The sequence below is a fragment of the Acidovorax sp. genome (genome assembly GCF_034519795.1).
Classification (GTDB): Bacteria; Pseudomonadota; Gammaproteobacteria; order Burkholderiales; family Burkholderiaceae_C; genus Acidovorax.
This window is the reverse complement of record NZ_JAXHOB010000007.1, coordinates 325,251-340,200: the sequence shown is the minus strand read 5'-3', so window position 1 is coordinate 340,200 and position 14,950 is coordinate 325,251. Positions and strand designations below refer to the sequence as shown.

The following is a 14,950-nucleotide window of genomic DNA, read 5'->3' as shown; positions in this document are numbered from 1 at the left end:
GTCAGGCTCCTGCGAAGTAATAAAGGCGTTTGCGGGGGGTGTTGTCAGGCGGGCCACTGAGGGCCAGCGTCCACGCGCTGTAGGTGCCGGCGCCGCGCGAGCCCAGCACCAGCATCTGGGCCTCGCCGGTTACCTTGCTGTAGGAGAGCAACAGGCCATGCATCACGTTGTCGGCGCAGGCCAAGGTGACGTACGAGCCGGGGGCGAAGTCCTTGCCCGTCTGGATGAAAAAGCCAGGCTCAGCGCCTTCTCCCTCAATGGTCAAGGGCGTGGTGCTGGTGGCAGAGGTGCCCGGCGCGTTGATCGCAATCAGCGCGTAGCCCTGGGCTTGGTCTCGCGCCGCCAGGGCCGTCTCGGCCGCAGGCACCGCGACCTGGGCCGCCACATAGGCGGCGTTGGCGTTTTGGTTGACCTTGGCGTTCTCGGCGTTGAGCAGGGGCACCTGGGCCACCACCTCGGCCACGTGCGTGTCGGCGCGTTCGGCGAAGTTCACCGGGTTGGTGAGGCTCGGGGGCGTGGAGAACGCCGGCAGCGCAGTGGGCGCGACGGGAGCGATCAGGTCTGAGAGTCCTGGCATGGTCACATTTCCTCGATTTCAAGGTCGGCAGCGGCGTACAGCTTGTTGCTGGGCCGGATGGGGAAGCGGCGGTAGATGCCGTAGAGGAGGAACGCCTCGGCATAGGGGCTGTTCGGGTAGCGGGTCCACCCGGCCCAGAGCGCCGGCACGGCATTGAGTTGCTCGCGCAGCTTCAGCATGCGGGGCACGTTGCCCGCGTCGATCCGCACGCGCAGGTTGGCCTTGGGCACCGAGCGGCGGGCGATCAGCGTCACGTCGGGTGTCAAGGTGCCGTCGAACTCGCGCTCGATGCGCGAGAAGTTCAAGGCGTCGTTCTCTGGCTCCCATTCGACCTCGCCAACTTGCACGCCCATGCCCACGGACAGCCGGCCGCACGAGGCCACGCCCGAGGCGGGCTCGATGGTTACCGTGATCTTGGCGTCCCGGAATGGCGGCAGGTCCCACAGGACCAGGCTGGGCCGTTGCTCGGGGTCGCCGGTGAAGTACTCGTACCAGTTCTGGGCGCTGTGCTGGATCAGGCTCTGCTCACGCTCGGTGATCAGGGTGTCACCCTGGTGCACCTGGATCAGGGCCCGGGAGCCCACCAGGTTGAGCAGGCCCAGGCTGTCGGCGCGCTGCCCGGGCTGCACAACCACGGTGAGGGGGCCGCCCGACACCGTGGTCTGCGTGGACCTCAGGTGGTCGAACATGGCCCATTTGTTGGTGGGGCGGATGGCTTTCCAGTTGTCCGCGTCCAACTCGGGGGCGGTGGCCGTGGTGCCGGCAGTGATGCGGCGATAGACCAGGTGGGTTTCCACCCTGTGGCACAGGTCATCCTTGAGCCAGGCCGTGGCGGCTGCCCATACGGGCGATGGGTCCTCCACGGCCACGGTGGTGGACAGCAGCATGGCGGGCGTCACGGTGAGGGATGGGAGGACGCGCATCATGATGGGGTCACCGAAAGGGTCAGATCGCCCCGGGCTACTGCTTCAAGCACGTCCCGGCTGCGTTTGGAGGCATCGCGGATCTGCACGCTGGTGTCGGCCAGGCGCTCAATGCCGGCGCCGAGCTGCTCGACGCTGCGCCCGAGGGTGGTGATGACCGAGGACACGGCCGCCTCGCCCCCGGCGCGCTCGCCCGAGCGCTGCAGGCGCGCGCTGATGGCTTGTGCCCCCGTCCACATGCCGGGGTTGGCGTTGGGGTTGTAGCGCTTGGGCCTGATCTCCTCGCCCTCATGGATCAGGGCGATCATGTCCCGTGGGACATAGGGCGTCCCGACGTCGAACGACGGCAGGCCATTCGCTTTGGCCCAGTCATTGATGCTGGTGGCGCTGCTGCCCGTCCACTCGGCCAGCATGGCGGCGGTGATGCCATTGGCCTGGGCGATGTCGTACAGGTCCTTGGCCTGGCCGGCGTTGACCATGTCCACGGCCGCAGCGCCCAGGGCCGAAGCCTGGTAGGGCAAGCCCGTGCTGCCGGCGTAGAAGATGCCGCTGCTGCTGTCGTACTGGGCCCCATTGGGGCCGTCCAGCACCACGCGCGGGGCGTTGGGTTGGGGCGCGCCGCCTGGCGTGGTGGTGGCGCCGCCCGGGCGGTAGCTGTTGGCGGCATTCGCCGAGGCGAGCGCGGCCAGGGCCGCCGCAAAGTTGGCCGTGGCCGCGTCGATGTTCTTCAAGGACGCATCCATGCCCTTGGCCAGCTCCAGCTGCTCCTGGGCGTTCTTGAGCTGGTCGTCCAGCGCCTTGAGGGACTTCTCTGTGCCCTCCTGGATGGTGGTGATCTCCTCTTCGAGCAGCCGGGCCTGGTCCTGGGTCGCCTGCAGGTGCTGCTCGGCCACGGTTTTCTGGCGGGCGCCGAGCTGCTCCAGCTGGGCCAGCTGGTTGGCCTGGTCGAGCTGGGCGATCTCCCAGTCCACCGCAGAGGCGTAGCGCTGCTTGTTGTCGGCGGTGACCGATGCGATGGCCTTGTCGAGTTCGTCGGCATCGGGCAGCGCGCCGGTGGTCAGTGCTGCGGCGACGGAGTCCTGCACGAAGCGGCGGGCCTGTGCCAGGTCCTGCAGGGTGGTGCTCTCCACCTGGCCGCGCAGGTTGCGCACCGCCCGGGTCAGGGACTCGGTGATCTGGGCAACCGATGCCAGCGCCTCGGTCGCTGCCTGCTCGGCCTTTTTCTGGGCCTCGGCCTCCTTTTGCAGGGCGTCAATGCGGGTGTTGGCGGCCGAGCTGATGGCCTCTTTCTGCGCTTCGATGGCCCGGCCCAGGTAGTTCAGGGCGGTGTCGGCCGCCGCGCTGGCGCTGTCGACCGCCGCCTGCTTGAGGTCGGCCAGGCTGCTGGCGGCGCGCATCACGGCCAGGCGCGTCTCGTCGGAGGTGGTGCCCAGGGCAGATATCGCCATGGCGAACTCCGCGATCCCTTGCTTGGCGCCTGCGGCCAGTTGCTCCCCGGTCACGTTGATGCCGGCGGCGGCCAGGTCGGCGCTGATGGTGTCGTACTGCGCGGCCGTGCGCTGCTCGGGGGTGCGGTACTTGTCGAGCAGCGCGGGCATCTCATCCTGGATGGCCTTGCGCGTCTGGGCCGCCTGGACCTGGTCCCACAGCGAGCGGTTGCTGGCGTCGATGGCGTTGCGCTCTTTTTCCAGCAGCTCGATGCGGGTCATGGTCAGCTCGTCGAGCTGATCCTGCAGGGACTTGCGCTGGTCGGCAATGCGCTTGGCCTCTGCCTCGGCCTCGCGCTGGCCGTCCGAGGTCGTGGGCACCGTGGGTGCCGGGGTGGGCGCAGAATTGAACAGGGGGACCAGCCCATTCACGAGGTCCATCGCATCGGCGTACAGCGCCGGGTTGTCCTTCAGTGAGTTGACCGCATCCTTCACCGCCTCTTTGTTGCCGGTGGCGGCGAGTTGCAGGATGCCTTCTGCTGTAACCCCTTTGAGTCCCAGGCGCTCGGCCTCACGCTCGCCGCGCCGCGCGAGTTCCTGGCGCTGCTCTTCGTCGGTGTAGAAGTTCTGGAAAAACGCGTTGGTGCTGTTGGTGAGGCGCTCCAGCCCCCCGAATTGCTCGATGAAGTTGTCGGCGAACGCGGCCACCGCCAAGCTGCCTTGATGGATCCCGAAGCCAAGCGCGCTACTGGCATTGTTGAGCGCGCCGAAGCTGGTGGACAGGCGCTCCAAGGTCTGGATCGCAGTCTCGCCGACCTTGGCGTGCACGCTGGCGACATATTCCAAGCGCGTGTTCGTCGTGGTCTCTGTCGCGAACACCGGATTCTCGGAGTTCGTGGTGTCCACCCAGGTGTTGACGATGGTGTCTGTCACCTCGCGCCAGTGACCCATGATGCCTTGCACCATCGCCGTGCCGGCCTCGCCGAAGGTTTCCTGTATCTTGGCCTGGATTTCTTCCGGCTTGAGGCCCTGAAAGTTCAGGTCCTGGGCGCCCAATGTGTGGACGAAGTTCTCCAGGCTGTCGCCGGCCAGGCCCAGGCTGTTGGCCATGTCGACCACGTTCGAGCGGTACGCGCCGAAGCCCTTCTGGATCTCACGGTTCCAGATAGCGGTGCTGGTCTCCAGGCCAGCGGTGACCTTTTCCAGGTTGGTGACGCTGGCCTGGAGTCCGACCGCGTAGTTGCTGTCCCCCTGGCCGCTGTCGCGCAGGCGCTGCAGCTCTTCGCGCTGGTGCTTCAGGACCGCCAGCGGGTTGCCGGTGGAAAACTCCGGCCCGCTGATCAGCGTGCCGCCTTCACGCCATTCTTCCCATGGGGTGAGGCTGTCAGGGCCGCCAAGCGTGCCCGCCAAACCGCTGCCCACAATGGTCTCGGTGCGCATGCCACCGAACGCATTGATCACGGCAAGCGCTATGGCCGTGAAAACACCGGCCCCCGCCATGGCGGACATGCCGCCGCCAGCGGCCGCGCCGCCACCGGCAGTTCCGTACGCGCCATTTGTGGCCAGCAGCGCGTCCAGGCCACCGCCCGTCGCGTTGGCGTACAACGTGCCCATGGCGTTTGCACCCGACATGGTCCCGCCAAGCCACTGCGAGCCTACGGTAAATGCGCTGCTCGCGCCGTTGTAGAGGCTGTAGGCATTGGAGGCCATGCCAAACAGGTTTGAGCCACCTCCAGCGGCACCGCCTGCACCACCGCCGCCCCCGCCCATCACGGTCGCCATCAGGCCGCCCAGGGCGCCCATCACCGGCTGCAGCACGACCTCGAACGCCCGGCGCTTGAGCATGTCGGTGATGTACCGCTCCAGGCTGTCACCGCCTTGCATCGCGGCATTCACCAGGCCCTGGGTGTAGTGGTCGGCCGCGCGGTCCAGCTCCTTCAGGGCCTCATCGCCGGCCTTGCGCGCAGCCTCCTTGGTTTCCCTGCTGCCGATCTGCGCGGCCAGGCGGCGGCGGGCCTCGATCTCGCGGGTGGCGGCGTCGTAGCCCTCGCTGCCTTCATAGAACTTGGCGTTGCGCTGCTCTTCGAGGCGGGCGATGGTGACCAGCTCGATGGCCTCGGCCAGGCTGATGTTCTTGGCGGCGGCCAGGTCGGCGGCCTTCTCCTCATCGGCGAGCGAGACGATGCGCTCCTCAATGCTCGAAAGGTTTTCGCGCTGGGCGGCCTGCTGCTCTGCCATCCATTGCTCGATGCCGGCGGATTCCTTGCGGCGCAGCTCGATGCGCTGGGCGGCCATGTTCGCCTCCAGCTGCAGCACCTGGTCCTCATAGGTAGTCTGGATCGCCAGCTCCTGGCCCACAAGCGTGGCCAGCTGCTTGCCGTACTGCGCCCGGGCGCGGGCCTTCTCGGCCGCCGAGCCCTTGGAGGACTCCACCGCCTCCAGCTCCAGCTCCACAATGGCCTGCTGGTCGGCGTTCGCCTGCAGGGCCAGGTCGCGCTTTTGCACGTAGTAGGCCGCTTCGCTGACCAGGCCGGCCTTGTGCTGGGCCTCCAACTGGGCTTGCGCCCGCGCAGCGATGCCGGTGGCTTCTGCCTGCAGCTTCTCCAGCTCGCCGATCTCGCGGGCCAGGGCCGCGCTTGCGGTGCCGGTGCCGGCGCCCTTGTCGGCGGTGCGGGCCTTGTAGGCGTTGACCTGGTCTTGAATGACGGCAGGGTCAACCTTGTAGGCTTTGCCCGCTTCGCGGATCTTCAGAATCTCCAGCTCGTCACGCTTTTCCTTCGTGCGGTTGGCTTCAAGGACCTTGTCCCAGGCAACGCGGGCTTCAGTCTGCTTGGCGGCCTTTGCTTCTGTCTCGGCCCCTTGCTTTTCCAGCTCAAGGGTCTTGCGCAGGGCAACTTCCTGCTTTTCGAGCATGGACAGTTCAGCCTGGCGGCGCGCCTTGGTCAGGTTGGCGCCGGCCATGATGGCTGCCTTGCCTTCGGTCTCCGAAACCGCAGGCCGGGGGTCATCGCCAATTTCTGCCCTGAGTTTGGCGATCTTGGCGGTGGTGGCATCGAGCTGTTGCTGCGCAGTCTCGGCCCGGCCCACGTTCAGGATGGCATCCCAGCCCTTTTTCGCGGCTCCGCTGACTGCCAGCCACCCGCGCTCGATGCTGCCCAGGTTGGCGACCAGCTCGTTCTTGCGCGACTCCATGGCGCTGGCGAAGGACTTCTGGGCCAGAGCGGCGGCATCTTCCTTGCGCCCTTGTTCGTCCAGGGCCTTGATCTGCTCGTAGACCGACTCGGTGAGGTAGCGGTACTGCTCATTGAGCTTGAGGCTGGCCTGCAGGGGCGCCTTGCCCAGCTCTTCCAGGGCGTTGACCGTGTTCTTGATGGGCACGCCCGCATACTTCTCCAGACCGAGCGCCACCTCGGTGAAGTACTGCAGGTTGTCGCCCGAGACGCGGCCCATGGAGGCCATCTCGGCGAGCGCGCCGGCAGCGGCCGACTGGGTGCCCGTCGTCGTGGCGATGGCCCTGGCCATGTCGGCCATCTGGCCCACCGTGGTGCCGGCTGCGTTGCCAGACATGACGATGGCCTGGCGGTAGTTGTCGGCCTCCTTGGAGCCCAGGTAGTAGCCAGCGGCCAGGGTGGCCGCGCCGGCTGCGGCCACGGTGTAGGGGTTGACCATGCCCAGCAGCGAGGCGCTCAAGGCCCGCGCTGCCGGCACGATGCCGCCGAACATGTCCTTGAGCTGCCCGCCCTGCTGCAGGGCCACGGTCATCGGGTTCATGCCGGCCTGCAGGCTGACCACGATGTCGGTGATCTGCGCCGGCACGTTGCGCAAGGCGGCCGCCGTCTGCGCTGACGACACGCCTGCGCTGCGCGCCGCCTGTTCGGTCCGGCGCAGCGCGGCAGCAGCACGGTCTGCCGCTGCGGTCGTTTCATTGCCGGCTGTGGTGGCCTGGGTGCCAGTGGTCCGAAGGGTGGTGCCCAGGCCCTGGGCGGCGGTGGTGGCACCCGTGAGGCTGACCTGGGTGACGCCCGCCTGGCGCGACACACCGGCCAGGCCGCCCTGTGCGCTGGTGAACTGAGCTGCGACGCCCTGCAACTGGCGCGGGATGGCGCTGACGGCCGCGCCTGCCGTGGTGGCGGCTTGGCTGGCCTGGTCGAGCGCTGCGGCTGCGGCGCTGGCGTTGGTGGACGCGGCGCCTACCGCCTGCAGCTCGCTGGTGACTTTGCCCAGGCTGGCCGAGGCGGTCGACGAGCTGCCCGCGACCTGGGCGCTGAATGCCTGGTGCTCGGCGCCGGTGGCCTTGAGATCGGCCACGTACTGGCCGTTTTCCAGCCGCAGAACAACCTTGACTTCTGACATGCCGCCCTATCGTTTCATCGTTCGTTGAGGATCTCTGCCGCTTCGTCTTCCAGCACCATGAGCTGGGAGCGCACGCGCTTCCAGTCCTTGCGGGGCACGCCCTGGATGCGAAAGCTCGACTCCACGGCCGTGGCCTCCAGCCCCTGGAAGTACACGCCGCCCATCCCGGCGATCACGCGCCACTGGCGGCCGCAATCGAGGAACACTTCCCAGGCCTGCTGGTGCTCGGGCCACAGCTCGAAATCACCGCTCTCGTTCTCGCCGCTGGTGGCACTGGCGCCGGCCGCCAGGCGGGCCCCTTCGGGGTCCACCCCCAGCAGCGCGAAATCGGCCTCCATCTCTTCGCTGCTGGCCTGGCGCCTGCTGCCGGCCGTCAGGTGGTGGCGGGCAGCGCCTCGGAGTTTTTTTCCGCGTCCTTGAGCACCTGCGACGGGTTGCGGGCTTCGAGGTAGGCGCGGCAGAAGGAGGAGTCGAGGCCCGGGGTATCGGCGCAGGCCTGGTCGCGGGCGGCCGGGGTATAGGGCACGGGCTTTTTCTCGGCGTCGGTGAAGCCTTCCCAGTCCACCAGCACCAGCGCGGCGATTTCCTTGTCGGTGATCGCGGCCTCGAACTTGGGCACGGGTTCGCGCTTGAGGATGGCCTGAAAGTGGGCCCGCTGGCGTTCCTGGTTCAGCGCCATCTTGTCGTCCAGGTCTTTCTGCTCGGCCTCGCTCAGGTGCCGAAAGCGCGCCTTGTACTTGAAGACGAATGGCTTGTCGGGCTGATCAGGGATCACCAGGTGGCCGGGGGCCCAGAAGGCGGGATGCGGGTTGATGACGACGGACATGAAAAGCGTGCTCCTCTTGAAACGGGTTTGCAGGGGGTGAAAGAACAAGGCGGCCGGGGCCGCCTCGTGGTCAGACGGTGATGACGAGTTCGTCGTTGCCGGCGTCGCTCGGGATGAAGCGCAGCGGCAGCGTGACCATCTGGATGCCATCGGCCTCGCCGAAGGTGGGCTTGCCGATCTGGGCCAGGGGCGCCTCGACCTTGACGGTGTTGGTGGCGGCCAGGCCGTGGACCAGCTCGAAGGGCACGGTCTGGTTGACCATGCCGATCCAGTCCTTGGTGCTGGACAGGGTGTCGCGGATGGTGATGGAGCCCACGGCCTTGCGGTCGGTGATCTCGGTCTCGTCGACCTCGGTCAGGTCTTGCTTGACCACCACGTTGCCCAAATCGACCGTGAAGGCGTTGCATGCCCAGTACGAACCATCGAGCCTGACGCGGGTGTTGGCCTTGTTCACGCCCAGCGGGAGCTGGAACTCGGTGGTCGTCGTCGCCGGCATGGCGCCCACGGTCTCCACCGGCACGAAGGCGCCGGTGAACTCGAAGTTCATCCAGGGCAGTTGCTTGGCCGAGCCTTCGATCTTGCAGGTGCCTGCTGCGCCGGGCATCTTGTAGACGTTGCGGTCGATCACCGCATAGATGGACATGCTCTCGATGGCGTCGTCGACGGGCTCGAACACGGTGTCGGCGCCCACCGTGTTGGTCACGCTCATGGCGCAGCCGCGCAGCAGCTTGGAGTAGCCCGGGATCTCGCCGGCCGTGCCCACGCCCGCAAAGCCCACGCGGAAGGCCATCTTGCGGTACTGGGTGACCAGCACGGACTCGGTGCTGCCAAAGTGCGCGCGCACGATGTCGTAGTCCACCTCTTCGCCCTCGATGGGCGTGATGGTGACGTTGCTGACTTCGAGGGCATCGGCCGCCACCGGCACGACGAAGGTGCCCTTGACGGTCTCGATGGCGGCCAGGATGGCCATCTTGCGCAGGCGGATGACTGGATCAGGCATTGCTGGTTTCTCCTTCGGTGGTGGTGCCGGCGTCCGTCACGGGGACGCGCACACCGTTGACGCGGGTGTAGGCGCCGCCGCGACCGTGGTGCTGGTCGGGCGCTTTGGTGGCCTGGCTGGCCGGCGCGGACTGAACCACGGCTCGGGCGTTGTCGGCAGGGGCGGCAGCTGCGGTGCTGGTCTGCGCCCCGTCCGGGTGGGTGGAGGTGGTGGCCGCAGGTGTTTGCTTGCCATTGGTTTTGCTCACGGGGTGCTCCTGTAGTAGCTCTTCACAAAAAACTCATCAGCCCACCACAGCTGGCCGGGCTTGAGGTCGACCAGCTCGCCGCCGAGGAACAGCACGGGCTCGCCCAGCTCCTCCTCGGGCTCCCAGCCCACCAGGGCCGCGCGCGTCTGGCGGCGGCACTCGACCAGGCCGGGGACGCCTGGCGCGGGCCTGGGCTGGACCACCTGGATCACGGCGAAGACCTGCAGCAGCTCCTGGTCGACGTCGCCCGTATGGCGCATCTCGGCGCCGCGCTCGGACATGGGCACGACGAAGGCGGCCGGCGTGGTGCCCCGGAACTCCTGCATCGCCTGCTCCAGGCCCGCAGCCGAGTCGAGCAGCCGGAAGGCGGTGCTCTCGGCCTTGAGGCGGTCGAGGAAGGGCTGGACGTCCATGGCGGGCGATCAGCGGAAGGCGCGCAGCTCGCTGCGGCCGAAAACGTTGGGGGCGCCGTCAAAGCGCACGTCGGTGCTGCTGCCAGCGCCGGCACTGGTGGACGGGTCCTCGGCGCCCAGCTTGAGCTTGCCCTGGGCGACCTGGCCGAGCAGGCGCAGCGCGTCGCGGTAGTCGCGCACCACCGGGTCTTGCCCCTCGGTGGAGATGCGGTTGGCGTTGAGCAGGTAGCGGCTGATGGCCCGGGCCCAGGCCGTGAGCATGGTCTTGCCGGCACTGCTGGGCGACAGGACCAGCGGCAGCGCGTAGCCGCCTTGGGCCAGGTGGCCGTCGATCAGGGCGCCGGCCTCGGCCACGGCGTCCTGGATGCGGGCCAGCGCCGCATCGGCCCCCGCGACCTGGTCGGGCGTCCACGCGCTGCGGTCGGTGCCGCGCAGCGTGGCGTCCATCAGCGCGACGTCGACCAGGGGCTGACCGTCGCTGCTGGCGACCTGGGACAGCTCCTGGGCGCCGGGGCGCTCGGCCAGTTCGAGGGGAGTGATGTAGGGCATGTGGCAGTTCAGGCAGTACGGGCGGTGGCAGCGGCACGCAGGCGTTGCGCCAGGCGGGCCATGCCGGCCTGGCTGACGACCAGGCCGGGGACCTGGCGGCCTTGCGGCGGGGCCTGGACGCGCGCGGCGGCCGATGGATCACGCCAGCGCTGCTGGCCGAATGCGAGGAGCTTTTTTTTCATGGCGGGATCCAGAGGTGGGTTGATCGAAGCGCCGGGGCTTTCCTGCAGTGGTCCCGTTATCCAGCCCCGGCTTGAAAGAGGTTGGCGGGTCGGGCGGTTGCCCTTCTTCGTCGCTGGTGGGAGTTCAGTCCTGCGCCTGGCCCGCGCCTTCTTCGAGGTCGACCAGGTGGGTGACCAGGGCGGGCTCGGTGGTGAGGGCCTCGTACTGGTCGTCGGTGAGGTCGTCCAGCGGGATCACGCTGCCGGCCGGGTCGTCGAAGGCGTAGCCGGCGCGGCGGAAGCCCGGGCGCTTGGGCACCACCTTGAGGCCCTGGGCCTTGTCGGCCGTGGGTTTGGTGACGGGGGCAGCAGTTGGCGCCTTGGCGGCCTGGCCGCGCTTGGTGGTGGTCTTGGTGGTTGCCATGGGTGATGGGCTCCGTTGGGTGGTGATGAGGCGGCAGGCCTGGTCGGGTCAGGTCAGATCAGCCAGGGGCAGACGACGACCTTGGAAAGGTTGCGCATGACGTTGGTGGCGCCGTTGGCCAGGCGCTCGGCCTGCACGACTTCCAGGGCCTCCTGCTCCAGGCTGGGCGGCACCCACAGCTCGGTGCTGCGGATCGCCAGCGGCTTGCCGTTGTCGCCCACCAGGCTCTGGTGCGCGGCGCGGGCGTCGGCGTAGGAGCTGGTGCTCAGCGCTTCCTTGCTGCCATAGCCCAGTTGCCACAGGCCCAGGCCCACGTTGCCCCGGCCATCGGCTCCCCAGATGAACTCGTTCTGCTTGAACACGTTCTCGTCGCTGAGGTTGGTCTTGGACTGGAAGGCGTAGTCGCGGCGCTTCTGGTAGATCAGGGGCTTGAGCACCTTGGACGTGTCGAACAGGTACCAGGCCGTGCCACTACCGCCCTGGAAGTTGCTCACGCTGACCTGCTTGCCGGGCGGGCCCACGGGGTGGTCGGTGTCGAAGAAGTACTGGCCGTCGTAGCACGGGGTGGTGAAGCCGGCCTTCAGGAGGGTGAACACCAGCTCGTCGGGGTGCTCGGCGGCGTCCTGGCCCAGCTGCTGGATGACGGGCTTGTAGATGCCGTAGTGGTCGTCTTCGATCTCGTCGCGGCTGACCGTGACGGTGTTTTCCCAGGTCTTGTTCTTGACCGCGTAGTCGTGCTGGGCCAGGTTCTGGTACTGGCGCTCGCCGATCCACTCGCGGAACTTGGTGAACTTGCCCAGCCAGGCGTACTTCTGCTCGGCCGTATTGCTGGGGATCAGGGTGGCGATCTGGCCCCACATGGGCTGGGCGCCGCCCAGGCCGATCTGGAAGGCCGCGCTGAACGCCTGGTTCAGGATGGAAAGGTTGGCTGCATTGAGGATCATTGCGTGCTCTCGGAAGTTGCGGGGTGCTGCGGGCGGGTCAGGCGAAGTTGACCCAGACGCCGTCGGCGTCCACGTCGGCCACCTTGCCGGCCACGCTGCGCGTGTTGGTGCCGTTGGTCTTGGCGACGGTCTGGTCGTCGACGATGAAGCAATCGGCGCCCACGTCGGCCAGGGTGATGGCGTCACCCGAGGCGCTGTTGGCGAACTGGTGCCAGCCCTTGCGCAGCGGCACGCGGATGGCGCCAGCGGCACCGCCCGTGTTGTCTGCCCGGGCCTCGGCCACGCCTGCCGCCTTGAGGGTGGTGGACGTGGCGCCGGGCACGGCATAGCCGGCCGCGTTGATGGCCACGAGGGAGCCCGCGAAGATGACGGTGGCGGCCGCGACGGGCGGCTCCATCTGCCGGCCGTCGCGGCGCAGGGTGTTGCGGTCTTTGGTGAGTGCTGCCATGGGATGTGCTCCTGGGGACTGGGGTGGGGGCCGGCCGGGTCAGGCGGCGGCTGCGACGGCGGTGGCGCCGGCCTTGTACTGCTCGGGCGTGAGGCCCAGTGAGCTGCACACGGCCAGCTCGGGAGCGCTCAGTTGCGCATCGCCCTTGGCAAGGCCGCCAGGCGGCAGGCCGCCCGTCTGGGTGCCTGCGAGCGCGGCGATGGGCTGGGCGGCGCCCAGGTACGAGGTGAGCGCGGCCATGTTGGTCTTGCCCAGATCGCGGGCCCAGGCTTCCATGGCTGGCAGCAGGCGGCCGTCCTTGAGTGCGGCGCCCACGGCGGCGTCGATATCGCCCTGCTGCTGGCGGGCAGTGAGCGCGGCCAGGTTGGTCTGCAGCTCGGTCACCATGGCGATGGGAACGTACTTGGCCGGGTCGGGGGCGCCTGTAGTGGCGGTGCGCAGGCTGGTGCAGGCGGCCGTGACGGCGTCAGGGCTGGCGTCGACGGGCAGGGCCAGGGCCGAGCAGGCGGCAACAGCGCGGCCCTGCAGGGCGGTCAGGGGGCCGAGGGCCGTGAGCGCAGTGATGGCGTTGGCTTCGGTGGTGGTCTCGGGCAGGCCGAGGGAGGCCAGCAAGGCCTTGAGCAATGGGGTCACGGATGGCTCCTGTTGGGGCGGGACGATGAAAGCGGCCGTGGCGGCCGCGAGGAGGGAAAGCGGCTCCATGCCGTGGATGGCCGGTGCGTTGGTGAGCGCGCCCATGTGCAGGGCCAGCACCTGGCCGGTGGCCTTGGAGTACTCGAAGACGGGCGAGAAGTAGAGGTACTCGCCGTTGGCGATGTAGTCCTGGGCGCGCTGGGTCAGCTCTGCGACCGCGTAAAGCCCCTTGCCGTCGATCCAGCGCAGCTCACGGAACCAGCCGGCAGCGGGCGCGGGCTGGCCGTTGGTGGCCTTGTTGAGGGTCTGGTGCTCGTAGTCCAGCACCAGGGGCTGGCTGGCGGTCGCTGCGGCAAAACGCTGGATGACGGCCTGGGCGCTCGCCGCGTCGATGTTCCACGGTGGCGAGTCCATCTCGCGGCCGTCGCTGGGGGTGAAGCTGCCGGCCGGGGTGACCTGCAGAAGGATCTGGCCGCCCTGCAGGCGGGTCTTGGCGGGCACCTGGTAGGTGCAGGCCGAGATGGCCACGGCCGTGGCCGCAGCGAGGGCCGAGCACACGGCGATGCCGGTGCGGCCTGGGCGGTTACGGGAGGTGGTGCGCTGGTGCATGCCGCAATGGTCTGCGGCGGGGCGCTGCGGGTCTTGTTCCCGCGTCCACTATTTATCTTGCTGTCGGACGGGCTTTCGACACAATGGCCGCTCTCAAACAGGAGGAATGATGACTACGCAACCACAACTTACCGTGCCGGGGAAGACGCTGGATGAACTGTATGAAATAGCCGATGCCGCTCTGGAAAATGCGCTTGAAGCCTTTCCATTGGGCGCGCCGGAGGGTATGGCGGAAAACAAGGGGTGGATCGGCGGCTTGGCGATGTGGTTGCGCGCCATTGAGTGCGCTGAAGCCACTCTGTTGCTCGTTCGACAGGGTATGGGTGGTGCCGCTTGGTCAACTCTGCGTACTGGCTACGAGTGTCTATTCTTTGCAGGCGCGCTTTGGAACAAGCCCGAAAACCACACGCGTTTGGAAAGCAATCACCATTTCGAGCGTCTGAAGCAGGTAGGCGAGTTGCTCAAGCCAGGCCAGATCGAACTTCTGGACGAAAAAACCAAGCAGATGCTCCAGGAACTCGCCGCTGCAGACGCTGGACCCCACAAGGGTTGGTCCGCTCAGGAAGCTGCAAAGGATGCAAAGCTGTTGACTGCCTACCAGTGGATTTATCGTGGCTCCAGTCTCGCAGGCGCCCATGGCTCGCAACGCAGCTTAGATGGCCACTTCAAAAAGTTGGAAGACGGCACTCACGAATTCTCCTACGAGAAGAACTTCATGGCCGCGCCCATCCAAGTCTCATGGATCGCGCATCTGTTGGTGCTTGGAACCAACGCTCTCAAGGGGCACCACCAGCCCTCCCCACCACCCAATCCAGAATGATTTGCCTGATCTCCTGATCGTCCGCCGCGCTGATGCCCAGGTATGGCCGCGCCGGCATGGTGACCTGGTGCTTGCCGATGCTGACCGTGCGCTCCGTGGCTCCCTTGGTGCCGCGTTTGGCAAACAGCTTTCGCCCGGCCTGCGTCTTGAACCGCACCGTCGCCTGGCGCGCCGGCATGTCGATATCGCCCCCGAGCTGGTGGATGGCAGCGTAGGCCAGGTTGGCCCCCACCTCGACCGAGGTGTCGCCGGTCACCTGGTGGCGGATGCCGCTGCGCAGGTAGCCGCGCAGGGTGAGGATCTTGTCGGGGTTGTACTTCTTGCGCCTGGCGTAACGCGCTTTCAAGGGTTGCCAGGGCGTGCCGTCCGGGGCGGTCTGGGTCTTGAAGCGGTCTTGGGTGGACGCCTGCAGGTACTCGCCGAGGCGGTTCATGATGTCGCTGCCAGGCGGCTGGGCCTGGCGGGCGAGCAGCTCCATCACCTCGCGGTCGTTGACGTCAAAAGCGATACGGGTTCCAGCCATGCATCTATCTCCTAAAATGCCCAGACATCAGGCAAGAAGGCCGCGCCAGGCCCACCGACCCTTGCCCCGATGG

16 protein-coding genes are annotated in these 14,950 nt (G+C 67.6%); 1 reads left to right on the top strand and 15 read right to left on the bottom strand.

All coding sequences use genetic code 11. The features are described from left to right. Position 1: 1 nt before the first annotated feature. From U5N23_RS07815 to U5N23_RS07750, 14 genes are all read right to left on the bottom strand, one after another. Positions 2-577, bottom strand: a complete 576-nt coding sequence (locus U5N23_RS07815) for a hypothetical protein (protein WP_322592237.1) — start codon at positions 575-577, stop codon at positions 2-4. Positions 578-579: 2 nt separating this feature from the next. Continuing rightward, the gene (locus tag U5N23_RS07810) at positions 580-1,503 is read right to left on the bottom strand and encodes a hypothetical protein (protein ID WP_322592236.1); all 924 of its coding nucleotides are present in this window, start codon (positions 1,501-1,503) and stop codon (positions 580-582) included. Next, entirely contained in the window at positions 1,500-7,280 is a 5,781-nt protein-coding gene (locus U5N23_RS07805; protein WP_322592235.1) for a phage tail length tape measure family protein, read from the bottom strand. The genes U5N23_RS07810 and U5N23_RS07805 overlap by 4 nt, the downstream gene beginning before the upstream one ends. A 14-nt stretch (positions 7,281-7,294) precedes the next feature. Next, entirely contained in the window at positions 7,295-7,618 is a 324-nt protein-coding gene (locus U5N23_RS07800) for a DUF1799 domain-containing protein (protein WP_322592234.1), read from the bottom strand. Between the two features lie 35 nt (positions 7,619-7,653). After that, entirely contained in the window at positions 7,654-8,106 is a 453-nt protein-coding gene (locus U5N23_RS07795) for a hypothetical protein (RefSeq protein ID WP_322592233.1), read from the bottom strand. 70 nt (positions 8,107-8,176) lie between these two features. Then, entirely contained in the window at positions 8,177-9,106 is a 930-nt protein-coding gene (locus U5N23_RS07790; RefSeq protein ID WP_322592232.1) for a hypothetical protein, read from the bottom strand. Then, positions 9,099-9,353 carry a hypothetical protein gene (locus U5N23_RS07785; RefSeq protein ID WP_322592231.1) on the bottom strand — a complete coding sequence of 85 codons (255 nt, stop codon included), beginning with the start codon at positions 9,351-9,353 and terminating at the stop codon, positions 9,099-9,101. The genes U5N23_RS07790 and U5N23_RS07785 overlap by 8 nt, the downstream gene beginning before the upstream one ends. Beyond that, complete coding sequence (locus tag U5N23_RS07780) at positions 9,350-9,766, bottom strand: hypothetical protein (protein WP_322592230.1); 417 nt, start codon at positions 9,764-9,766, stop codon at positions 9,350-9,352. The genes U5N23_RS07785 and U5N23_RS07780 overlap by 4 nt, the downstream gene beginning before the upstream one ends. Before the next feature lie 9 nt (positions 9,767-9,775). Then, positions 9,776-10,315, bottom strand: coding sequence for a DUF1320 domain-containing protein (locus U5N23_RS07775; protein WP_322592229.1), 540 nt, complete (start codon positions 10,313-10,315; stop codon positions 9,776-9,778). An 8-nt stretch (positions 10,316-10,323) separates the two neighbouring features. Next, positions 10,324-10,497: a hypothetical protein gene (locus U5N23_RS07770; RefSeq protein ID WP_322592228.1), complete on the bottom strand. Its 174-nt coding sequence runs from the start codon at positions 10,495-10,497 to the stop codon at positions 10,324-10,326. Between the two features lie 124 nt (positions 10,498-10,621). Further along, positions 10,622-10,900 (bottom strand): hypothetical protein, encoded by a 279-nt coding sequence (locus U5N23_RS07765; RefSeq protein ID WP_322592227.1) that lies wholly within the window; start codon positions 10,898-10,900, stop codon positions 10,622-10,624. A gap of 53 nt (positions 10,901-10,953) precedes the next feature. Beyond that, positions 10,954-11,844, bottom strand: coding sequence for a Mu-like prophage major head subunit gpT family protein (locus tag U5N23_RS07760; RefSeq protein ID WP_322592226.1), 891 nt, complete (start codon positions 11,842-11,844; stop codon positions 10,954-10,956). A 37-nt stretch (positions 11,845-11,881) separates the two neighbouring features. Next, on the bottom strand, positions 11,882-12,292 hold the full coding sequence (locus tag U5N23_RS07755) for a hypothetical protein (RefSeq protein WP_322592225.1): 411 nt from the start codon (positions 12,290-12,292) through the stop codon (positions 11,882-11,884). A 39-nt stretch (positions 12,293-12,331) separates the two neighbouring features. Further along, a complete protein-coding gene (locus tag U5N23_RS07750) occupies positions 12,332-13,534 on the bottom strand; it encodes a phage protease (RefSeq protein WP_322592224.1) in 1,203 nt (400 codons plus the stop codon). Positions 13,535-13,643: 109 nt separating this feature from the next. On the opposite strand from U5N23_RS07750, the gene U5N23_RS07745 reads away from it, so the two are divergent. Continuing rightward, a complete protein-coding gene (locus U5N23_RS07745) occupies positions 13,644-14,354 on the top strand; it encodes a DUF5677 domain-containing protein (RefSeq protein ID WP_322592223.1) in 711 nt (236 codons plus the stop codon). On the opposite strand, the gene U5N23_RS07740 is transcribed toward U5N23_RS07745, so the two are convergent. Then, complete coding sequence (locus U5N23_RS07740) at positions 14,311-14,877, bottom strand: phage virion morphogenesis protein (protein WP_322592222.1); 567 nt, start codon at positions 14,875-14,877, stop codon at positions 14,311-14,313. The genes U5N23_RS07745 and U5N23_RS07740 overlap by 44 nt on opposite strands. Positions 14,878-14,950: the final 73 nt, after the last annotated feature.